This window comes from Salmonella sp. 32020114201800008SM, assembly GCF_017572025.1.
GTDB classification, from domain to species: Bacteria; Pseudomonadota; Gammaproteobacteria; order Enterobacterales; family Enterobacteriaceae; genus Salmonella; species Salmonella enterica.
The window spans coordinates 87,943-109,859 of the sequence record NZ_JAGEQM010000009.1 but is presented as its reverse complement, the minus strand read 5'-3'; the positions used below and the strand labels follow the sequence as shown (position 1 = coordinate 109,859).

The 21,917-nt window shown below is 52.3% G+C and carries 21 protein-coding genes; 8 read left to right on the top strand and 13 right to left on the bottom strand.

What is annotated here, in order from left to right; translation table 11 throughout:
• Window positions 1-311: 311 nt before the first annotated feature.
• Window positions 312-554 carry a CopG family transcriptional regulator gene (locus tag J4613_RS20505; protein ID WP_001523745.1) on the top strand — a complete coding sequence of 81 codons (243 nt, stop codon included), beginning with the start codon at window positions 312-314 and terminating at the stop codon, window positions 552-554.
• Window positions 554-928, top strand: a complete 375-nt coding sequence (locus tag J4613_RS20500) for a type II toxin-antitoxin system VapC family toxin (protein ID WP_000238494.1) — start codon at window positions 554-556, stop codon at window positions 926-928. The genes J4613_RS20505 and J4613_RS20500 overlap by 1 nt, the downstream gene beginning before the upstream one ends.
• Before the next feature lie 37 nt (window positions 929-965).
• Here J4613_RS20500 and fdhE read toward each other — a convergent pair whose 3' ends face one another.
• Genes fdhE through fdnG form a run of 4 tightly spaced genes read right to left on the bottom strand, consistent with a single transcriptional unit; the run spans window position 966 to window position 6,489 of the window.
• On the bottom strand, window positions 966-1,895 hold the full coding sequence (gene fdhE / locus J4613_RS20495; RefSeq protein WP_000027730.1) for a formate dehydrogenase accessory protein FdhE: 930 nt from the start codon (window positions 1,893-1,895) through the stop codon (window positions 966-968).
• Complete coding sequence (fdoI, locus tag J4613_RS20490; protein ID WP_000829025.1) at window positions 1,892-2,527, bottom strand: formate dehydrogenase cytochrome b556 subunit; 636 nt, start codon at window positions 2,525-2,527, stop codon at window positions 1,892-1,894. Before fdoI ends, fdhE begins: the two co-directional genes overlap by 4 nt.
• On the bottom strand, window positions 2,524-3,426 hold the full coding sequence (gene fdxH, locus J4613_RS20485) for a formate dehydrogenase subunit beta (RefSeq protein ID WP_000331361.1): 903 nt from the start codon (window positions 3,424-3,426) through the stop codon (window positions 2,524-2,526). Before fdxH ends, fdoI begins: the two co-directional genes overlap by 4 nt.
• Window positions 3,427-3,438: 12 nt before the next feature.
• The gene (fdnG, locus tag J4613_RS20480) at window positions 3,439-6,489 is read right to left on the bottom strand and encodes a formate dehydrogenase-N subunit alpha (RefSeq protein ID WP_077248424.1); all 3,051 of its coding nucleotides are present in this window, start codon (window positions 6,487-6,489) and stop codon (window positions 3,439-3,441) included.
• A 194-nt stretch (window positions 6,490-6,683) separates the two neighbouring features.
• On the opposite strand from fdnG, the gene fdhD reads away from it, so the two are divergent.
• Window positions 6,684-7,520 (top strand): formate dehydrogenase accessory sulfurtransferase FdhD, encoded by an 837-nt coding sequence (gene fdhD, locus J4613_RS20475; RefSeq protein WP_001059744.1) that lies wholly within the window; start codon window positions 6,684-6,686, stop codon window positions 7,518-7,520.
• Between the two features lie 267 nt (window positions 7,521-7,787).
• On the opposite strand, the gene J4613_RS20470 is transcribed toward fdhD, so the two are convergent.
• Window positions 7,788-8,819, bottom strand: coding sequence for a YiiG family protein (locus J4613_RS20470; protein WP_000710966.1), 1,032 nt, complete (start codon window positions 8,817-8,819; stop codon window positions 7,788-7,790).
• Between the two features lie 182 nt (window positions 8,820-9,001).
• On the opposite strand from J4613_RS20470, the gene J4613_RS20465 reads away from it, so the two are divergent.
• On the top strand, window positions 9,002-10,102 hold the full coding sequence (locus J4613_RS20465; protein WP_000828038.1) for a YiiG family protein: 1,101 nt from the start codon (window positions 9,002-9,004) through the stop codon (window positions 10,100-10,102).
• Window positions 10,103-10,456: 354 nt separating this feature from the next.
• Here the strand turns inward: J4613_RS20465 and J4613_RS20460 are convergent, their stop codons facing one another.
• Both J4613_RS20460 and J4613_RS20455 read right to left on the bottom strand, forming a co-directional pair.
• A complete protein-coding gene (locus tag J4613_RS20460; protein ID WP_000527677.1) occupies window positions 10,457-10,780 on the bottom strand; it encodes an AzlD domain-containing protein in 324 nt (107 codons plus the stop codon).
• A complete protein-coding gene (locus J4613_RS20455; protein ID WP_000683586.1) occupies window positions 10,780-11,439 on the bottom strand; it encodes an AzlC family ABC transporter permease in 660 nt (219 codons plus the stop codon). The genes J4613_RS20460 and J4613_RS20455 overlap by 1 nt, the downstream gene beginning before the upstream one ends.
• 100 nt (window positions 11,440-11,539) lie before the next feature.
• On the opposite strand from J4613_RS20455, the gene J4613_RS20450 reads away from it, so the two are divergent.
• Window positions 11,540-12,088, top strand: coding sequence for an XRE family transcriptional regulator (locus J4613_RS20450; protein WP_001517951.1), 549 nt, complete (start codon window positions 11,540-11,542; stop codon window positions 12,086-12,088).
• Between the two features lie 88 nt (window positions 12,089-12,176).
• Here the strand turns inward: J4613_RS20450 and rhaM are convergent, their stop codons facing one another.
• The 5 genes from rhaM to rhaB all read right to left on the bottom strand — a co-directional run bounded on the left by rhaM (window position 12,177) and on the right by rhaB (window position 17,458).
• Window positions 12,177-12,491: an L-rhamnose mutarotase gene (gene rhaM, locus J4613_RS20445; RefSeq protein WP_000619478.1), complete on the bottom strand. Its 315-nt coding sequence runs from the start codon at window positions 12,489-12,491 to the stop codon at window positions 12,177-12,179.
• Window positions 12,488-13,636, bottom strand: a complete 1,149-nt coding sequence (gene fucO / locus J4613_RS20440; protein ID WP_045900618.1) for a lactaldehyde reductase — start codon at window positions 13,634-13,636, stop codon at window positions 12,488-12,490. The genes rhaM and fucO overlap by 4 nt, the downstream gene beginning before the upstream one ends.
• Before the next feature lie 126 nt (window positions 13,637-13,762).
• The gene (rhaD, locus tag J4613_RS20435) at window positions 13,763-14,590 is read right to left on the bottom strand and encodes a rhamnulose-1-phosphate aldolase (RefSeq protein WP_001179685.1); all 828 of its coding nucleotides are present in this window, start codon (window positions 14,588-14,590) and stop codon (window positions 13,763-13,765) included.
• A gap of 142 nt (window positions 14,591-14,732) precedes the next feature.
• Window positions 14,733-15,992, bottom strand: a complete 1,260-nt coding sequence (rhaA, locus tag J4613_RS20430) for an L-rhamnose isomerase (RefSeq protein WP_000211471.1) — start codon at window positions 15,990-15,992, stop codon at window positions 14,733-14,735.
• Window positions 15,989-17,458 carry a rhamnulokinase gene (gene rhaB, locus J4613_RS20425; RefSeq protein WP_020437536.1) on the bottom strand — a complete coding sequence of 490 codons (1,470 nt, stop codon included), beginning with the start codon at window positions 17,456-17,458 and terminating at the stop codon, window positions 15,989-15,991. The genes rhaA and rhaB overlap by 4 nt, the downstream gene beginning before the upstream one ends.
• Window positions 17,459-17,745: 287 nt before the next feature.
• Here rhaB and rhaS point away from each other — a divergent pair, with 287 nt between their 5' ends.
• Together rhaS and rhaR are read left to right on the top strand one after the other, a co-directional pair.
• The gene (gene rhaS, locus J4613_RS20420; RefSeq protein ID WP_000217112.1) at window positions 17,746-18,582 is read left to right on the top strand and encodes an HTH-type transcriptional activator RhaS; all 837 of its coding nucleotides are present in this window, start codon (window positions 17,746-17,748) and stop codon (window positions 18,580-18,582) included.
• A gap of 152 nt (window positions 18,583-18,734) precedes the next feature.
• Window positions 18,735-19,583 carry an HTH-type transcriptional activator RhaR gene (gene rhaR, locus J4613_RS20415; protein WP_111742527.1) on the top strand — a complete coding sequence of 283 codons (849 nt, stop codon included), beginning with the start codon at window positions 18,735-18,737 and terminating at the stop codon, window positions 19,581-19,583.
• Here rhaR and rhaT read toward each other — a convergent pair.
• The gene (rhaT, locus tag J4613_RS20410; protein ID WP_000063541.1) at window positions 19,580-20,614 is read right to left on the bottom strand and encodes an L-rhamnose/proton symporter RhaT; all 1,035 of its coding nucleotides are present in this window, start codon (window positions 20,612-20,614) and stop codon (window positions 19,580-19,582) included. The genes rhaR and rhaT overlap by 4 nt on opposite strands.
• 618 nt (window positions 20,615-21,232) lie before the next feature.
• On the opposite strand from rhaT, the gene J4613_RS20405 reads away from it, so the two are divergent.
• The gene (locus J4613_RS20405; protein ID WP_000378721.1) at window positions 21,233-21,916 is read left to right on the top strand and encodes an oligogalacturonate-specific porin KdgM family protein; all 684 of its coding nucleotides are present in this window, start codon (window positions 21,233-21,235) and stop codon (window positions 21,914-21,916) included.
• Window position 21,917: the final 1 nt, after the last annotated feature.

The following is a 21,917-nucleotide window of genomic DNA, read 5'->3' as shown; positions in this document are numbered from 1 at the left end:
CAACCTGCCACGGGGCGGACAGGTTGAGAATGTGGGCATAGAGGGATTTCTCATCCATGATGGTTGCCTCTGGTGATGAAAATTATTGCATTATCATGCACTCAACCACCACAACAGGGGAAGACCCATGGATATACAGTTTTATAACTCGATTTGGTACGAATGAAAATGGGAAAATTGGGCTGCGTACGATTCTGGAAAGCGGCTCGCAAAAATAAAAATCGTTCGCGTAATAACTATTTTCTCGTCAGTCTCAGGTGTATGTTGTTTGAAAAATAAGCGCGAATGATATACTGGAGGTATATGTGAGTATGATGGCTGGGATGGATATGGGCAGAATTTTACTCGATTTATCAGACGATGTGATTAAACGGCTTGACGATCTCAAGGTGCAACGCAACCTACCTCGTGCAGAACTCTTGCGGGAGGCCGTTGAGCAGTATCTGGAAAGACAGGATCGGGCTGAGACCACAATTTCGAAAGCATTGGGGCTCTGGCAAGGCTGTGAGGAAGATGGCGTTGAATACCAACGTAAACTTCGTGAGGAATGGTAATGGTCAAAGGGTCTGCGCTTTTTGATACCAATATCCTCATCGACCTGTTTAGCGGTCGAATTGAAGCGAAACATGCGCTGGAAGCGTATCCGCCACAAAATGCGATTAGCCTTATCACATGGATGGAAGTGATGGTGGGTGCTAAGAAATATCATCAGGAAAACCGCACGCGCATTGCATTAAGTGCGTTCAATATTATTGGCGTAACACAGGAAATCGCGGAGCGAAGCGTCATTGTCAGGCAGGAGTATGGCATGAAACTCCCGGATGCGATCATTCTGGCCACTGCACAAGTCCATCGTTGTGAGCTTGTGACGCGTAATACAAAAGACTTTGCCGATATTCCGGGAGTGATCACGCCGTATCACTTGTAGACCGGACGGCAAACTTCGCCCGGTCTGAGTAAAAAACCTATTCCCCTTCCCCCGGGAACAGGAACGGGTTGATGGAACTGCGGGCGAACCCTTCCTGTTCCATGCGCGCGTCCAGCACCAGCGAGGCGAGGTCGTCGGCCACTGCTTCCACTTTCGGGTCTTTTTCCTGATAGAGAATCTTCAGGTAAGTCCCGCAATCGCCGCAGCTTTCGGCTTTCACCGCAGCCTGCTCATTTTCCAGCGACCAGTAGTGTAAGTCGCGGCTCTGTTCGCAGTTACTGCATTTTACGCGCACGACGTGCCATTCGGTTTCGCACAGGTTACAGTGCAGATAACGCAGCCCCTGCGTGGTGCCGATTTGCACCATGCTGGAGACCGGCATCGAACCGCACACCGGGCAATACTGGCGCGCTTCACCGTATTCCGCGCGGGCTTTGCCTGGAATCAAGCTGGCCATTTGCGCCCAGTAAAGGGAGAGCGCGGCCCAGATAAACGGGGCTTTATCGCTGCTGACGGAGGCAAAATCTGAGGCAAACAGCGCGCTGGCCATCTGCTCCAGCTCCTGCTCTGAGGCTTTCTCCAGGTTCTCAATCACCGCCAGCGCGGGGCCGCTCATCTCGGGTTTTAGCTCGGCAATTAACGAATGCAGCAGTTTTTGCCAGTGCTTATCACGCGGCAGCACGTGGATATCCAGCGGCGGCTTGCCCTGGTCGTTCGCTTCTTTAATGCGTGCGGTCAGATCCATCTCCAGCGGATGGTCGTACAGCACCACTTCCTGCGCGTGCGCGATAAGCGCGGCAAAGCGCAGGTAATCGCCCAGCGGGTTATTTTCAGCCAGCTCGCGCAGACGTTCGGCGCGGCGGTTGTAGACGTTTTTGAGTCGGGGGAACAATAACGGCGGAATCATATCCGCCGTACGTTTCTCGCTCGACCCCAGCTCATCTTGCGGGATTATGCGAATACTCATTCAGTTTCTTTTTCCGTTGTCTTGCGGACTTCTCGGTACCAGCGTGGGTGATGTTTCTTCGCCCACGACCGGGTTACCCAGCCTTCCACCATCGCGGTAATGGTGCCTTTCACCCAAAGGGCGGCGTAGATATGCACCATGATAACCACAATTAACGCTACTGCGGCAAAAGAATGCAACATTAACGCGAATCGGATCACCGGGATTGAGAAAGCAGGCGCAAAGTACGGACGCCAGATAATTACCCCGCTCACCAGCAGCAGCACCAGGAAGATAATCGCCGCCCAGAATACGCATTTCTGGCCGAAGTTATAACGCCCGGTGTCACCCACTTCCTCGTTGACGACGATCTTACGAATATTCTTCGCCCAAAAGATATCATCCCGATTGATTAGATTGTGGTGCCAATAACGGAAAAACATGATGATGAACGAGGCAAACATAACCACGCCCACAAACGGGTGCAGAATTCGCGCCAGTTGTGGGGTGCCCAGGATATGCATCAACCAGTTGAAGGATGGGAATAAAAAGCCCAGCCCGCTCACCGCCGCCAGCACGAAGCAGAAGGCGACGATCCAGTGGTTGATGCGTTCCGGCGCCGTATAGCGCACGATGGTGTCACGTCGTTTCATTTGCGCACCTCGTCTTTCTCTTCATGCAGGTTGTCATCTTCCTCTTCCGCACGGTTCGGGCCGACGCCGACATAGTGGAAGACGCTGGCGGCAAAGGTCGCGGCAAAACCGAACGCGGCGAGCGGTTTCCAGACGCCTTTCCAGAACTTAACGGTTTCGCTGATTTCCGGGTTCTCCGGCAGACCGTGATACAGATTCGGCTTGTCGGCATGATGCAGCACGTACATGACATGCGTACCGCCTACGCCCGCCGGATCGTACAGACCCGCGTTGTCATAACCACGGGTTTTTAGTTCCGCCACCCGCTCGCCCGCCAGCGTTTTCATATCCTCTTTCGAGCCAAAATGAATGGCGCCGGTTGGACAGGTCTTCACGCAGGCCGGTTCTTGCCCCACGGTCACGCGGTCAACGCACAGCGTACATTTATAGACGCGGTTGTCTTCCGGGTTGAGGCGCGGCACGTTGAACGGGCAGCCAGCGATACAGTAGCCGCAGCCGATACACTGCTCGGACTGGAAGTCGACAATACCGTTAGCGTACTGAATGATCGCCCCTTCCGCCGGACAGGCCTTCAGGCAGCCGGGATCGGCGCAGTGCATACAGCCATCCTTACGGATCAGCCACTCCAGTTTGTCGTTCTGTTCCACTTCCGAGAAGCGCATCACCGTCCAGGATTTCGCGGTCAAATCAGCCGGGTTGTCATACACCCCGACGTTATTGCCCACTTCATCACGGATGTCGTTCCACTCGGAGCACGCCACCTGACACGCTTTACAGCCGATACAGGTGGTGACGTCGATGAGTTTCGCCACCTCTTCCTGGTGGTCCCGCGCCTGGGGCGCGGGGGTGAAACCGTTAGTGGCGGAACGACGAATGATGTCTTGCGATTGATAAGCCATAGGTCGTCTCCGTTACACCTTTTCCACGTTCACAAGGAAGGATTTAAACTCCGGCGTTTGCGTGTTCGCATCGCCGACGAAAGGCGTTAACGTATTGGCGATAAAGCCTTTTTTCGCCACGCCTTCGTAGCCCCAGTGAATAGGAATACCGATGGTATCGATATCCTTGCCGTCCGCTTTCAGCGTGCGAATACGCTTGGTCACCACCGCTTTGGCTTTGATATAGCCGCGGTTCGAGGAGACCTTCACGGTATCGCCATGCGCGATACCGAGCTTATTCGCCAGCTTCTCGCCAATTTCCACAAACTGTTCCGGTTGGGCGATAGCGTTAAGCAACGCGTGCTTGGTCCAGTAGTGGAAGTGCTCGGTCAGACGGTAAGTGGTTCCGACATACGGGAACTTATCCGCTTTACCCAGCGCGTCGGCATCGTCTTTAAAGATACGGGCGGCAGGGTTAGAGATAACGTTCGGGTGCAGCGGGTTAGTGCCCAGCGGCGTTTCAAACGGCTCGTAGTGTTCCGGGAACGGCCCTTCCGCCATCTTATCGATAGCAAACAGGCGGCCCATCCCTTCCGGCTGCATGATAAACGGTCCGACGTCGCTGCCGGGCGCGGCGGCGCTGTAGTCCGGAATATCCCATCCGGCCCATTTTCCGCCTTCCCATTTCAGTAGCTGACGTTTCGGGTCCCAGGGATTACCCTGCGGATCGGCGGAGGCGCGGTTATAGAGGATGCGGCGGTTAAGCGGCCATGCCCATGCCCAGCCCAGCGTGTTGCCGAGACCAGACGGGTCGGCGTTATCACGACGCGCCATCATGTTGCCTTCCGGCGTCCAGCTACCGGCGAAAATCCAGCAGCCGCTGGACGTCGTACCGTCATCACGCAGTTGCGCGAACGAACTGAGCTGTTGACCTTTCTTCACTACCACCGCGCCGGTTGCCGGGTCGATAAGATCGGCCAGCGCTTTACCATTACTTTCCATCGCCACTTCTTCAGAGGCGGGTTCGTATGGTTTGGTGTAGTTCCAGGTCATATTCAGCACCTGTTCCGGGTTGGCGCCGCCCTGTTCAGAGTACATCTTACGCAGGCGTAAGAAGATACCGGCGAGGATTTCGCCGTCGGTCATGGCAATTCCCGGGGCGTCCGCGCCCTTCCAGTGCCACTGTAACCAGCGACCGGAGTTAACGATGGAACCATTTTCCTCGGCAAAACAGGTGGAAGGCAGACGGAACACTTCGGTCTGGATTTTTGCGGGATCAACGTCGTTCGACTCACCGTGGTTTTGCCAGAAGGTGGACGTTTCGGTGTTGAGCGGATCGATAGTCACCAGGTACTTCAGTTTGGAAAGCGACGCGACCACTTTGTTTTTGTTCGGGAATGAGGCCACCGGGTTAAAGCCCTGGCAGATATAGCCGTTGACCTTGCCCTGTTTCATCATCTCGAAGTACTGCAACACGTCGTAGCCTTTGTCCCACTTCGGTAGCCAGTCGAAGCCCCAGCTATTTTCCGCTGTCGCTTTATCACCAAAGAAGGCCTTCATCATTGAGACGAAGAATTTCGGATAGTTGCCCCAGTAGTTGACCTGATCCTTCAACAATGGCTTCGGCGTATTGGCAGCCAGATAGGTTTGCAGGTCGGTCTGTTTTTCGCTCGGCAGCGTCAGGTAGCCCGGCAGACTTTGCGACAGCAGTCCTAAGTCGGTCAGTCCCTGAATGTTGGAGTGACCGCGCAGGGCGTTAACGCCGCCGCCCGCCATCCCCATGTTACCGAGCAGAAGCTGGATCATTGCCATAGTACGGATGTTCTGCGCGCCGATGGAATGCTGCGTCCAGCCCAGCGCGTACAGGAACGACGCGGTTTTATCTTTTGCGCTGGTTTCTGCAATGTACTCGCACACTTTCAGGAAGTCCGCTTTCGGCGTACCGCAGATATTTTCTACCACGTCCGGCGTATAGCGTGAGACATGCTGTTTCAACAGATTCCAGACACAGCGCGGGTGTTGCAGTGTCGTATCGCGTTTGGCAAAACCGTTTTCGTCCAGCTCATAGTGCCAACTGGTTTTATCGTACTGCCGCTTGTCGGCGTCATAGCCGGTGAACAGACCATCATCGAAGCCAAAATCTTCACGCACGATCAGGCTGGCATTGGTATAGGCCTCGGTGTATTCACGGTTGTATTTTTCGTTGGTCAGCAGATACAGCATCACGCCTGACAAGAAGGCAATGTCAGTACCAGAGCGTATTGGCGCATAGAAATCGGCCACCGACGCGGTACGCGTAAAGCGCGGATCGATCACAATCAGCTTCGCGCCGTTGTGAATTTTGGCTTCCATCGCCCAGCGGAACCCGACCGGGTGAGCTTCTGCGGCGTTACCGCCCATCACCACGACGAGGTTGGCGTTCTTGATGTCGACCCAGTGGTTGGTCATCGCACCGCGACCAAATGTTGGAGCAAGACTTGCTACCGTTGGTCCGTGTCAGACACGCGCCTGGTTGTCGACCGCGAGCATACCCAGCGCGCGGGAGAATTTTTGCGTTAAATAACCCGTCTCGTTACTGGATGCGGAAGCGCACAGCATCCCGGTGGTGAGCCAGCGGTTAACGGTAACGCCTTCGGCGTTCTGCGCCTGATAGTTGGCGTCGCGATCTTCCTTCATCAGTTTAGCGATGCGGTCAAACGCTTCTTCCCAACTGATCTGTTGCCACTTATCTGAACCCGGCGCGCGGTATTGCGGGAATTTCAGGCGGCTTTCAGAGTGGATAAAGTCCACCAGACCGGCCCCTTTCGGGCACAGCGCGCCACGGCTTACCGGATGATCCGGGTCCCCTTCGATATGGAAAATAGATGCTTTGGCGTTTTTCGCACCGTCGCCGAGGCTGTACATCAACAGCCCGCAGCCAACGGAACAGTAGGTGCAGGTGTTACGGGTTTCGCGGGTGCGCAGCAGTTTATATTGCCGTGTTTCCGCTAGCGCTACGCCGGGCGCGAAGCCCAGTGCCGCCGCCGTGGTGCCTGCCATACCGCCAGCGCAGATCTTAAAGAACTGCCTTCTGCTGACCTGCATGGTTTGCTCCTTGTTTCGACATTGTCACTTCTCTTTCACATTTCTCTATCCGAAACGCTCAGGGAGTGGTTGTTATTTTTCTTTGCGGACGGGCCCGCAAAGGTTCAGAATTGGATAAATTTTCCTCCATCCGGGAGGAGTTGTAACAGAATACCATAATGTTGGTGTGTGTGTTCTTATATGGTTAAAAGAAAGTGAACAATATACTGTCTGAAGAAGTCCTAAATGTGACTGATTTCACAACCTCACGCCAGTTGACTCTCTGGAAACGCGAGGATTTGCAGTCCCCCCAACTTGATGATGTTGCCGAGGAAGTGCCAGTGGCACTGGTGTATAACGGCATTTCGCATGTCGTTATGATGGCCTCTCCGAAAGATCTGACGCATTTTGCAATGGGGTTTTCTCTGTCGGAAGGGATCATTGACAGCCCGCGTGAAATCTATGGCATGGACGTTGTGCCGTCCTGTAACGGACTTGAAGTGCAGATTGATCTTTCCAGCCGTCGATTTATGGGGCTGAAAGCGCGTCGTCGCGCGCTGGCCGGACGTACCGGTTGCGGCGTATGTGGCGTGGAACAGCTCAATGACATCGGTAAGCCGGTGCAACCGCTGCCGTTTAGCCAAACGTTTAATCTCGGTAACCTTGATCGCGCGTTAAAACATCTGAATGATTTTCAACCGACGGGTAAGCTGACGGGTTGTACGCACGCTGCGGCGTGGGTCATGCCGTCGGGTGAACTGGCGGGGGGCCATGAAGATGTCGGACGCCACGTTGCGCTGGATAAACTGCTCGGCCGCCGCGCTACGGAAGGTGAGGAATGGCGGCAAGGCGCGGCGCTGGTTTCCAGTCGCGCGAGTTACGAAATGGTGCAGAAGTCCGCGATGTGCGGCGTTGAAATTCTGTTTGCCGTCTCTGCCGCAACGACGCTGGCGGTCGAGGTGGCTGAACGCTGCAATCTGACGCTGGTGGGGTTCTGTAAGCCGGGTCGGGCGACGATTTATACCCATCCGCAGCGGTTAATCGCAGACTAAAATAGTACCCTCTACATTTTCGTAAAATATATATTTTCTCAATTTTACAGCCTCTCTTGATAACGGAATCACGTATAGTGGCGAGGCCATACAGGTTTTAATCGTTTTTATGCTGGGCCGCAGCTTATTCCAGCCATTCACGAGGCGCTTGCTACCCGGTAATACTTCGAACGAAAAAAGCGCCCCTGGGGCGCTCTTTCGGCAGTCGCTAACGACTTATTTGCTCAGTTTAGCGGTTATATGCACGCGATTTGCAGCGTGAAAAGCTTAGAACTCACGCTCAAGATGATAGCCATTATAGGTATCGATGAGTTCGTTATAAGCTTTAACCACAGCCTCATAAGAACCATCTACCATATCGCCGCTGCCGCTATTGAGGTAGTCCTGCTCATGCGAGGTATACGCCACGTTATCGCGCACGCGCCGAATGCGTTTTTTCACCTTGCCCTGGAATTTTTCCAGCTCAGAAATAAAACCAGGGAAGCTACGATGTTTATCTATATCAACGTTGATCTTCTCGTTTAGCTTCTGAGTATGCTCTTCAAAATCAGCGAGCTGTTTGCTTACTGCCGCCACATCAAAAGAATCATCAGCTACAGCGTCATTAAGCGTCTCGGCTTCCTGCATCGTCAAAAGCGTATAGTACTTAATGGATTTACCTTCTTTCTTCTCGGTCGCCTTAATTTCATTAGCCGCATGCTGCCCACTCATAATGGTAATCTCGGCGATATATTTCTTCGCAATGGGATCAAACTCATCGAACTGTTTTATAAACGTTTTATGGAACGCTTTAGCGCCAGCAAAGGCATCATCCTTGAAGTTATCTTGATCATAGTATTTATTCATACTATTGATTGTTTCAGCTAGTGGCCCAGCTGCATTAATAAATGCCAGAGCAGCACTATCCAGAGAGGCAAACGCCGGCTTTAATTCAGCCGCCGCCTTGATGTCTTTCCGGCAGTCCTGGATAAATGCAGGATACACAGGAACCAGCGGAGAGGGATCGTCTTCCTTACCGGTAGGGCCGGTGCGGAAATCGTCGAATGTGTTAGCATAACGATTTACAGCACGGTAAATATCTGCCTGGAGATTATTATAACAATCAATGTAAACATTCAGCTTTTGGTTAAGAACATCGTTCGCATCTGCGCTTTCCGCTGATGTGGGTTGTGTATTGCTCGCTGATGAGTCCGCACTCTGAGCTACAGGTTGTTCGTCCGCTTTTTTTTCATCACAAGCGCTTAGCCCGGCAGTCATCAGCATAGCGATAATAATTGATGATAACAAATCCTTTTTCATTAGAATAACCTATAAATAATATCATTGAAATTTACAGATTCATTTTAATGAAAAAAAACAGGTATGTGATTTATTCAACACAAAAAATACTTAATGCATATTTCATTATAATTAACATTATCAATATCAATGTGTTCGTTAAAATAAGAGAACCCCAACGTAAATATACAAAAGGCAATTAAATGAAAAGGAATTTATTATCCTCAGCGATAATCATTGCGCTAATGACCCTGGGCGCAACAGGATGTGATGACAATAATGTTAAAACCGAGGCGACGCCGGCCGCCAGCAGTCAGCCTGCGACGCCAGCGCCTTCTCAGACGCCGGAAACGCAATCTGACGAAAGTCCAGCGCAGCCCTCAGCAGCGAAGCCAGAAACGGCAACTCAGCCCCCGGCGGCGAAACCAGAAACGCCAGCTCAGCCGGAGGTTGACGCTGAAGAAGTTTATAGTGAAAAAATGGATGTCTATATCGATTGTTTTAATAAACTTCAATTGCCCGTTCAGCACAGTCTGGCGCGTTACGCGGATTGGGTGAAAGACTTTAAAAAAGGTCCGACAGGGAAAGAGAGCCTGGTTTATGGCATTTATGGTATTACGGAGTCTTACATAACGAATTGCCAGAAAGAGATGAAACAGGTGGCCGCCTTAACGCCATTACTTGAGCCTATTGATGGCGTTGCCGTTAGCTATATTGATAGCGCCGCCGCGCTGGGTAATACCATTAACGAAATGGAAAAATATTATACCCAGGAAAACTATAAAGATGATGCCTTTGCTAAAGGTAAGGCGCTGCATCAGACATTACTGAAGAATATCGAGGATTTTAAACCCGTCTCGGAAAAATATCATGAGGCTATTCAGGAAATAAATGACAGGCGGCAATTGACACAGTTGAAGAGAATAGAAGAAGCGGAAGGCAAAACATTTAACTATTATTCTCTGGCTGTCATGATTTCGGCAAAGCAGATCAACAAGGTTATTTCTGCCGATACCTTTGATGCCGAAGCGATGATGAAAAAAGTCGCGGAACTGGAAACAATGATTGCGCAATTGAAAGAAGTGAATACTGATGGCCGTAATTCTTCTTTCATCAGCTCTGCGGCTGATTATCAGCTACAAGCTAAAAAATATATTCGTCGCATCAGAGACAATGTTGAGTATTCTGATTTTGAAAAGAAACGGGTGCAGGACCCTGCAACAGGATGGATGGTTGCGGATTCTTATCCGGCGTCGTTGAGAAGTTATAACGAGATGGTGGATGATTATAACCGCCTGCGTTGAGTGACGGCACATTAACTGCGCACAGGCTGGCGCAAGTGCCTATAAAATTACGCTATAACGCCAATAAAAAGCGCCGATCAGGCGCTTTTTTCGTTCATGTATTCTTCATCAGGCAATATCCGTAAAAATAGCTGACGTAAACATTAACTAAAGAGAGTTATTAGAAAAACCAGTAATCTGAAGCTATCACAAGATGTTGACGTCACGCTGGAAGGTACTGGTAGTGTCATTGAGGATCGGCATTTATATGGAAAGCATTTATCCCCCTGATGCGAAAATTCTGAGCTACTTCAGCATAGGGCGGCTCAGCCTTCATCACTTATAGGGTGTCACGTCCAACTGTTCTGTAAGACGTTAATTAATACCTGCCATTCGTAATAACGCGGTCACCACTGCAGCGGCGATAATCACCACAATAAGCGGCATTTTACGCCAGGCTAAAAATACGGCGAAGCCAACCCCAAGAACGCGCGCCATTCCGGCAAAATGTTCGCCTTCGTAAAAGGTGGTCGCCAGCGCGACGGAGAATAGCAGCACCGTTGCCGCATCCGAGAGCAGCGCCTGTGAACGCTCAGACAGCGCCAGACGGCTGCCAAGTTTAGCGCCGCCGAGGCGCATCAAATAGGTTCCCGCAGACAAAAGAGCAATACCGATAATAAATAGCGTCATATTGCCCATTATTTTTTCCTCGCCAGTAGGCCAAGCAGCGAAAGCAACACCGGCAATCCGGCAGCTACAAAGGGAACGGCGGCAAGCGACAGCGCGGCGCCGCTGCAACCACGAATCAATGTGGTGCGGTTTTTAAACGCCGGGATCACCAGCGCCAGTAAGATTGCCGGGAATACGGCATCCAGACCGATGGTTTCTGGGGCCGGGAGCAGTTTGCCGACACCTGCGCCAATCAGTGTGCCAATCGGCCAGAATAGGGCGACGCCCAGACCGCATAGCCAGTAGGCGGCTTTACGCTGTTCGGGTGTTTTTTGCGACAGGCCGAACACCACGCTTTCATCATTCATAATATGGCAGCCGAAAAAGCTGGCGGCGCGGGTGCCAACCAAATCGCGCACCGTTACGCCAAACGGCACGTGGCGCGCATTCACCAGCAGTCCTGCCGCCGCCGCCGCTAACGGATTGCCGCCGCTGGCAACAATGCCGATAAACATAAATTCGGACGCGCCCGCCAGCACAAAAATAGAGAGAACAAACGGCACCCACAGTGGGAAACCGTAGGCCATCGCCAGTGAGCCATAGGACATGCCGACGACGCCCACGGCCAGGCACACTAAAAATATCGCTTTTATCGTGTCTCCCTTGAGACAGGAAAAATAGTGTTTCATCTTCTTTAGTCATATCGAATGAATTTTCATTATAATGAACGGAACAGATTTGCTTTACAAGACGAACATTTCGTTCGTTATAGTGAACGTTGGATGCTTTATGACACAACCTATTAGCGTCATTGCCAGAAGTCTGGTACGCGAACGCCAGCGAACCGGACTGTCGCTGGCGGAGATTGCGCGGCGCGCAGGCATCGCTAAATCTACGCTTTCACAACTGGAAGCAGGGAACGGCAACCCCAGCCTGGAGACGTTATGGTCGCTATGCGTCGCGCTCGACATTCCCTTTGCCAGGCTGCTGGAGCCGCAGGTACAAAAAACGCAGGTGATTCGCCGCGGAGAAGGCACCAAAGTGGTGGCGGAGCAGGCGCATTATCAGGCGATATTACTGGCGGCATGTCCGCCCGGCGCGCGGCGTGATATCTATCTGCTGTTGACGCAGCCGGGGGCCGACCGGATCTCTCACCCGCATCCGCCGGGGTCGGTGGAACATATTATTGTTACGCAGGGAAAAGCCCTCGTCGGCTTAACCGAGGCGCCGGAAGAGCTGGCGGAGGGCGATTACATTTGTTATCCCGGCGACCAGGCGCATATCTTTAAAGCGCTGGAACCGGATACTCAGGCTATCCTGGTAGCGGAGCAGAATTGAAATTGCCGGATGGCGGCGTAACCGCCTTATCCGGCCTACAAAAAATAAAACCGTAGGCCCGGTAAGCTTGCGCCACCGGGCACACGACTTACTGCAGATAGAACACCTCTTTTAGCTCTGCGCTGACCGGGCTGTTATCCGGATTCGCGGGCATAACGTCACGCATATGTTTCCACCAACGCTGGCAAACGTCGGTGCTGGCAACGGCGTTCCAGCGCTCCTCGGATTCAATCTCAACGGTGGCGAACAGCAGATTGCGCTCCTGATCGAGATAAATCGCGTAGTGATGCGCGCCGTGAGATTTTAATACGGCTTCCAGCTCCGGCCAGATTGGGTTATGACGACGCTGATACTCCTCGTGCGCGTCGGCATTTACCTGCATCACAAAGGCTTTGCGGATCATAACGCCTCCAGGTACAGCCCGCGAACTTCATCGCGGCTGGCGGTGCGCGGGTTACACGGCGCGCACGGGTCGGCGAGGGCTTTATCCAGCCAGCCTTCGATATCTTCTTTTGTGACGCCCAGCTTGCTGAAACCTTCTGGAATGCCGACGCGTTTGCTCAGCGTACGGATAGCGTTAATCGCTTCCTGACTTGCGACTTCGTCAGACATACCGCGCGTCTCCACGCCCATCGCCTGTGCGATGCGGGCAAAACGCGCGACGGCGTTCGGACGGTTAAAGTTCTCGACAATTGGCAGCAGGATAGCGTTGCAGACGCCGTGCGGCAGATTGTGGGTTGCGCCCGGCTGGTGCGCCAGCGCGTGAACCAGCCCCAAACCGGCGCTGTTGAACGCCATACCCGCCAGGTACTGGCCGAATGCCATTTGCTCACGGGCTTCGAGGTTATGGCCATCGTCAACCGCTTTCGGTAGCCACACATTGATTAAGCGAATCGCTTCCAGCGCGTTAGCGTCGGTGAGCGGATGCGCGCCAACGGAGACATAGGCTTCCACCGCATGGGTCAGGGCATCCATGCCGGTTGCGGCGGTCACAGACGCCGGGATTTCCAGCATGACGCTGGCGTCATCCACGGCAATATCCGGGATGATATTCGGGTCGATGATCACCTCTTTGACCTTACGGGCAGAGTCGATAATCACCGCGTTGCTGGTCATCTCTGCCGCGGTACCTGCCGTAGTGTTAATCGCTACCAGCGGTACGCCGGCGTTTTTCACTTTGCCGACGCCGGAGTAGGCGGTAGATGGACCTGGGTTGGCGGTCAGAATTTTCACCGCTTTTGCGGTATCGATCGGGCTGCCGCCGCCGAAGGCGATAATGTAGGCACATTCTGCGCTCTGATACGCCGCAAAACCTTTCTGCACCAGCTCTTCTGTCGGATTTGGGAACACCTCATCAAACAGGTGGTAAGACATTTGATGTTCATCCAGTGCGCTAAACAGGCTATCCAGCAGGCCCAGCTTTACCAGTTGACCATCGGTAACGATCAGCGCTTTGCCCCATTGCTTATTCGCCACGAGGTTCACCATATCGGCAATCGCTCCAGCGCCATGCAGGCTAATTTTTGGCAGTGCCAACATAAAGCTCATCACTATTCTCCTTAAAAAAATTCCCTGTTGCCCGATGGCGCTACGCTTATCGGGCCTACGGTAAAATGCGCACCGTCCTGTAGGCCAGATAAGGCAAAGCCGCATCCGGCGTTGAGTTGGGAGGTATCAGTACAGCGCTACGGCGCTGGCCAGCGGTGTCACACCAAAACGTTTGCCGAGTGCGACCAGTTCTTCGCGCGTGATGGTCTGCTTCATACCGCCCATCGAATAGATTTTGACTAATACCTCAGCGGATTTCTCTGCGGTATCTATCAAACCGAAGGTTTCATCCAGCGTAGGTCCGCTTCCGAACACGCCGTGGAACGGCCACAGTACCAGCGAATGTTTCTGCATTTCTTGCGCGGTAGCCTGGCCGATTTCATCGGTGCCTGGCACCATCCACGGCAGAATGCCGACACCGTCCGGGAATACCACCAGACATTCGGTGCTGCCTTCCCACAGTTTGCGGGTGATCAGCGCAGTGTTGTTTTCCAGTACGTAGGTGAGGGCGATCAGGTTAGTCGCATGGCAATGCATAATGACGCGGTCTTTGCCGTGGGTGGCTTTGATGCGTTCGCAGTGGGAGAGGAAATGCGCCGGGAGTTCAGAGGTGGGTACCGCGTCGTGGGTTAAGCCCCACAGAATGTGGTAGCCTGCGCCGTCGCTGTCGATTTTGACCACGCCTAAATTGGCTGCCGGATCGAGCTGGACGTTGCGGAAGAATTTGCCGGAACCGGTAACGATAAACGGCGTGTTCGCCAGCAGCGGCATGGGTTGACTTAGCGCGATGTAGCGCGGTTTTTCGTGGAAATTAGCTGCAAACGGTGCGATATCGGCTTCATCCAGACGCAGCGTCAGGTTACCGCCATTACGTTCGTCCCACCCTTTCAGCCACGCATCAGACGTGGCTTTAATCATGCCCTGGACAAACCAGGAATCGGTAATATTTTGCATGTTCGTGTTCCCATTCATTGCCCGAAGGTTATTCGGGTCTTACGTAGGCCGGATAAGCGCAGCGCCATCCGGCAATCGTGTTTCATTTATTGCCGGATGGCGACGCGGGCGTCTTATCCGGCCTACAGATCAGGTGTCGCTGTCAGCTACGTTTGCTCAGGATCTCTTTTTCGTAGGCGCGAACGCTTTCCAGCCACTGGCTGCCAGCCGGCGTGTCGTGACGCTGGCAATACATTTCCCAGACGGCCTGCCACGGCAGAGATTTTTGCTCTTCCAGCAGCGCCAGACGCGCGGTGTAATCTCCGCTGGCCTCAAGCTGACGAAGTTGATCTGTGGGTTCCAGCAGAGCGCGCAGCAGCGCTTTTTTCATGTTGCGGGTACCGATAACCCACGCGGCGACACGGTTGATAGAGGCGTCGAAGAAATCCAGGCCGATATGCACACGGTCGAACAGGTTATGACGGACGATCTCGCTGGCAATTGCCTGGGTTTCATCGTCCAGGAGCACCACGTGGTCGCTATCCCAGCGTACCGGGCGGCTGACGTGCAGCAGCAGCCGTGGTACGTAGAGCATGGCGGCGGAAATTTTGTCGGAAATCACTTCGGTGGGATGGAAGTGGCCCGCATCCAGACACAGCGCGGTCTGACGGCTGGTGGCGTAGCCCATGTAGAACTCATTGGAGCCGACGGTGTAGCTTTCCGCGCCGATGCCAAACAGTTTGCTCTCAACGGCGTCGATGTGGTGCGCCGGGTCGAATTTCTCGCTAATGACCTCATCCAGCGCTTCCAGCAGGCGCTGGCGCGGGGCTAAACGGTCGACGGTAATGTCTTTCATGCCGTCCGGAATCCAGATGTTCATCACCGACGGCGTACCGAGCTGCTCACCAAAGTATGCCGAGACGCGGCGGCTGGCTTTGCAGTGATCGATCCAGAACTGGCGAATTTTCGCGTCTGGATGAGAGAGGGTAAAACCGTCAGCGCTCAGTGGATGAGAAAAACAGGTGGGGTTGAAATCCAGCCCCAGCCGGTTCGCTTTCGCCCACTCCACCCAGTTTTTAAAATGCTCCGGTTTGATCTGGTCGCGAGCAACCGGCGTATCCGACTCAAGATAAATGGCGTGCAGGTTCAGCCGTTTGGGGCCTGGGATCAGACGCAGCGCCTGTTCCAGATCGGCGCGCAGTTCGGTGGCGTTACGCGCTTTGCCCGGATAGTTGCCGGTCGACTGAATTCCGCCCGTCAACGAACCTTCCGGGTTCTCGAATCCGGCAACATCGTCGCCCTGCCAGCAGTGCATGGAAACCGGCAGGCGATCGAGCTGGCGCAGCGCCTCCTCGACATCAATACCTACTGCGGCGAAACGTTGTTTTGCCAGTTCCCAGGCTTGTTCCAGTTGAGTGGTCATGCGCAAAGCTCCTTTGTCTGTCGTTTGGGTTGAAACTGCGCAACGTGGCGGGCAATTTCACTATCAGGATTAGGGATATAGGTTGTCAGGTCGTAGTTAGCGCTGACGACCTGACGGAAGTCATCGATGTTGTTTAATTCGTCGAGGGTCATAAGCTGAATACCAATATTGCCAAGGGTGGAGGCTTCAACCGGCCCGGCCATCACGCGAATACCACATGCATCGGCGCACAACTGGTTGAGTAGCGCGTTTTGGCATCCGCCGCCGACAATATGCAGTTGGGTAAATTTTTCGCCGCGCAGATTTGCCAGTTCGTGCAGAATGTCGGCATACAACAGCGCCAGACTGTCGAAAATGCAGCGCGCCAGTTCGGCATCGCTGACGGGAACGGGCTGGTCGGTCTCGCGACAGGCGGCCTGGATTTCAGCGCGCATATCGTCAGGATTGATAAAGCGATCGTCATTCGGGTTAATCAGGAAACGGCAGGCCGGCAGCGCTTCTGTTTGGGCGATAAGCGCAGGCAGATCGGTAATGCGCCGTTCTTTCAGCACGCGCTGGAGCAGCCACAAACCCATAATGTTTTTCAGTACCCGATAACGCCCTTCCGCGCCGCCTTCGTTGGTGATATTGGCGGCCAGCGCCTCATCAGTGGTGTAGGGCATTTTGCTTTCAAAACCCATCAATGACCAGGTGCCTGAAGACAGGTAAGCGCTATGTTTATTTGCCAGCGGAGAGGCAATAACGGCGCTGGCGGTATCGTGGCTGGCGACGGCTACCACCGGAATACGGTTGCCCTGCGGGCAAATCCAGTCGCCGATAACATTGCCAGGGTGCGAGGGGCGACCGAACCAGCTCTTTTTCGCGCCAGTCCACGCCAGCAGGGTATCGTCCCAGTCATCGGTATTGATATTGACCAACTGGGTGGTCGTGGCGTTGGTGTATTCCCAGTTCATTTCACCGGTCAGGCGGTAGCTGAAATAATCGGGCATCAGCAGCGCATGAGCGACCTGCGCCGTTAACTCAGGCTGTTGTTTCGTCAGCGCGCGTAGCTGATAGATGGTGTTAAACGGCAGAAACTGAATCCCGCTGCGGCGATAGATTTCGCTTTTGCCGATCTGGACCAGCGCTTGCGGCATGATGCCCGTGGTACGGTTATCGCGGTAGGAGACCGGCAGGCCGACACGCTGACCTTGTTTATCCAGCAGGACATAATCGACGCCCCAGGTGTCGATGCCGATGCTGTCGATAAGAATGCCTTCATTGCAGACTTTCTTCAGACCAAGACGGATATCCTTTTCCAGACTGTCGATGTCCCAGGTGTCAAACCCGTCTGTTTTTTGTAGGCAGTTCACAAAACGGTGAATTTCACGTAGCGTCAGGGTGCGGTGTTTGCTGTCGTAACGCGCCAGCATCACGCGCCCGCTGGATGCGCCGAGATCAACCGCGACACAATGGCGAAAAGTCATAATCAGGTCCTTCTTAGAGTCATTGCGCACAGTCTAAAAAAGCCCTCAAAGACCTACCTTCTCGTTACTGACAGGAAAATGAGCCGCTGGCAACAAGGCAAAGATGAACGTGATAGCGTTCACAGTTTCTACTAATAGGCCGGTGTGATGTCGTCCGCATTTCCCGCTTTTTCCCGCCTTTTCTTGAAAAAAAGACCATGTTTGCGCGCTTTAGCGTCAAAAATTTAAGGTGAGGCCGATAACCCTTAATTACTATTCGGACATGTTGAATTCAGGAGGAAGCAACCATGACCGTACTGCATAGCGTGGATTTTTTTCCATCAGGTAAAGCGCCCGTGGCGATTGAACCTCGTCTGCCGCAAGCCGCTTTCCCTGAACATCATCATGATTTTCATGAAATCGTGATTGTGGAACACGGTACGGGCATTCATGTATTCAACGGGCAGCCGTATACCATCAGCGGCGGTACCGTGTGTTTTGTTCGCGATCACGACCGGCATTTATATGAACATACCGACAACCTATGCCTGACGAATGTACTGTGGCGTTCACCGGACGCCTTCCAGTTCCTGGCGGGGTTGGATCAATTGCTGCCGCAGGAGCAGGATGGTTACTATCCTTCTCACTGGCGGGTGAATCAGAGTGTGTTGCAGCAGGTGCGCCAGTTGGTCGGTCTGATGGAGCGCGCCGGAGACGGCATGGATGCGCCTGCCGTGGCGAATCGCGAAATTTTGTTTATGCAACTACTGGTGTTGTTACGCCGCAGTAGCCTGATGGAAGGCGCGACCAATAACGACGCCAAACTCAACCAACTGATGGCATGGCTGGAAGACCATTTTGCGGAGGAGGTCTGCTGGGAGGCGGTAGCTGAACAGTTTTCGCTGTCGCTACGTACGCTGCATCGTCAGCTTAAACAGCATACCGGGCTGACGCCGCAACGTTACCTTAATCGCCTGCGTTTGATCAAAGCCCGGCATTTATTGCGCCATAGCGATCATAGCGTGACAGAAATCGCGTACCGCTGCGGTTTTGGCGACAGTAACCACTTTTCGACTCTGTTTCGCCGAGAATTTAACTGGTCGCCGCGGGATATCCGTCAGGGACGCGATGCGATAATCCAGTAACGCGAACGCTATCAACGTTTTCGTCGCCAATATGCTGATAATTATACCCTTTAATACCGGATGGCGGCTGCGCCTTACCTGGCCTACGGCGGCGAGCGGTAGACAGAATAAGCGTAGCGCCATCCGGCAAGCATTCAACATGAGGTGCTGCGGTGGCAAATCAGTTAATCCTTTTGAAAAAAGATTTTTTTACTGATGAGCAGCAGGCCGTTACGGTTGCCGATCGCTATCCACAGGATGTTTTTGCGGAACATACGCATGAGTTTTGTGAACTGGTGATGGTCTGGCGGGGCAATGGCCTACACGTTCTTAATGAGCGCCCATACAGAATTACCCGCGGCGATCTGTTTTACATTCGTGCTGAAGACAAACACTCCTATACTTCCGTTAACGATCTGGTGCTGCAAAATATCATTTACTGCCCGGAGCGTTTGAAACTCAATGTAAACTGGCAGGCGATGATTCCCGGCTTTCAGGGAGCGCAGTGGCATCCTCACTGGCGGCTGGGCAGTATGGGAATGAATCAGGCGCGGCAGGTCATTAACCATCTTGAACATGAGAGTAATGGACGCGATCCGCTGGCGAATGAGATGGCGGAATTGCTGTTTGGTCAACTGGTGATGACGTTAAAACGGCATCGCTACGCGACCGACGATCTTCCGGCAACCTCCCGAGAAACCCTGTTGGATAAATTAATTACCGCTTTGGCTAATAGCCTTGAGTGTCCCTTTGCGCTGGATGCGTTTTGCCAGCAGGAACAATGCAGCGAACGGGTGCTGCGGCAGCAGTTTCGCGCCCAAACCGGGATGACGATTAATCAATATTTACGCCAGGTCCGTATTTGCCACGCGCAGTATCTGCTTCAGCATAGCCCGCTGATGATTAGCGAGATTTCGATGCAGTGCGGTTTTGAAGATAGTAATTATTTTTCAGTGGTGTTCACGCGGGAAACCGGGATGACGCCGAGCCAATGGCGTCATCTCAGTAATCAAAGCGATTAACTGGCCATGCCTAAACCGACAATATTCGCCGCGATAATAATTACCACGCAGCCGAGGCTTAATACAGCAACGGGACGGCGGCCAGCATTTTTCCACTCTTTTAGCACCAAACCGACAAGCCCCCCGCACAGCACATAGAAGCTCATGTGCAGCATCCAGCTCATGTAGTCATATTGCGCGGGAATGCGCGCGTGACCCCAGGCATAGAAAAAGAACTGCAAATACCACATCAGACCGCCAAGCGCGGACAGCAGAATATTGCTGATAATCAATGGCCTTGCCAGCGAGAAGTCGGCTTTTATCGACAGATTTTGCACTTTTGCCAGGCGGATAAAACAGAAACCGAGGTTCACCAGCGCGCCGCCGCCCATAATCACCACGTAACTCGGCAGCGCGACATAGAGCGGGTCAACGCCAAGCGCGGCAGCAGCTTCATGCATCGGTTTCGCGGCGTTCATGGCAAAAGACATCCCCGCCGAGAAAATACCGCACATCACTGCCAGCAGAAGCCCTTTCTTCAGATTGAACTCCTCCGCTTTAATGCCCATTTTGCGTTCTTTTAACTGTCCGGCGCGCGTCACAATCCCGACGCCGATCAGCGCGACAAAAACGCCAAGTAGCGTCATGCGTCCCCCTTCGGTATGGATTAACACATCGAAGTTACCGTTGATGATAGGCGTCATCAGCGTGCCGACGATAAGCGTAATGCCGATAGCGATGCCGATACCCATCGACATCCCGAGATAACGCATGGTCAGACCGTAATTAATATTGCCGATGCCCCACATGGCGCCGAACAGAAAAACCGGTAAAAGGGTGGAGAGGTTAAACTGCCCATAATAGGCCCAGAAATCAGGCAGTAACAGAGCGCTAATTGTCCACGGCAGAATAAGCCAGGAGACGATGCCGCCCACTGACCACATGGTTTCCCATGACCACTGTTTCACTTGCTTGAACGGGGCATAGAAGCAGGCTGCACTGGCCGCCCCTATCAGATGCCAGAAAATACCCATCGTAATCGCGTTACTCATGACATGTTCCTCATTATTTTTTATGGACGGGATACCCCTTCCGTTTGCATGAGTTTAAAAATTACGCAGCCTGGTAACCTTATAACGATTGCCGCCGTTGGGTGTATTCTGGCAATCAGCACGTTAATGAAGTGATTAACTTCACGTTTTAAAAAAGTCGGAGCGCATCGTGACCGTCTGGATGTTATTTAAATCAGTGGGTAATATTTGTTTTCTAAAATACCTTCATCATAACGACACGAAACGACTTAGCTGGCAACAATACAAAGAAAACGCTGCGTGAGATCACATAATGGGAATGGTCTGACTTACCGTTTGATAAAAGGGTAGTTATACAGTAATTATTTGGTTGTTTTATTTGTATTTACAATTTAAATATATTGAAATTAATGTTAGGAATCAATGAAATATAAGTATAAGGAAATTCCTATATTAGTGTTGTTGATGGTGTTTTGATTTTTATTTTATATGACGAATATAAATTTCATTTATTTTATTTTGCTTTTTGAACATTATCCCAATTTTAAATTAAAGATCTTTGTCTATATTGTCGCCATTCACATTGCGTATTATGGTTGTAATGGTCTGACATGAAACAACGTTTTAATTTTAAATTAAATGGATTCTGTTATGAGAAAATCTCTTTTCTTACTATTACCTCTTGTTGTAACAAATGCGCATGCAGTATATGTCGATGTTCGTCATGAATATCTTGATGACAGTAAAGCTAACTATGACCGTGCGTATATTTCTCATCGGTTTGCGAATGGTGTTGGTTTTGCGATAGAAGCTATCTCAAAATCAGGCGGGGATGACACCAATAAAGCGTTTAATGACCTGGAAACACAGGGTAACGAATATACGATAAGCTACCAATTTAAAACCGGTGATGTCGCCTGGCAACCGGGTTTCGTGCTGGAAACAGGCAACGGTTACTCTACCTATAAGCCTTACTTCCGCGCGACGTGGACATTAAATGAAAGCTGGTGGGTTGGTGCGCGCTATCGTTTTGAATATGTACGCCGTTCTTCTGATATCCGTGATGATGATACCATCAATCGTATGGATGTCTGGGCGGGTTATAAATGGAACAACTTTGACTGGACAATCGAAGGAATTTATAAGAAAGCTGATAAATATGATCTTTACGATGGCGGCAAAGATAACTATGAATATAACTTCAGAACTGCCTATATTATTGATCAATGGTCGCCATTCGTTGAGGTAGGTAATGTTTCCGTCAATAGCAACAGCGATGAAAGACAAACCCGTTTCCGCGTGGGTATAGGCTACACATTCTAAT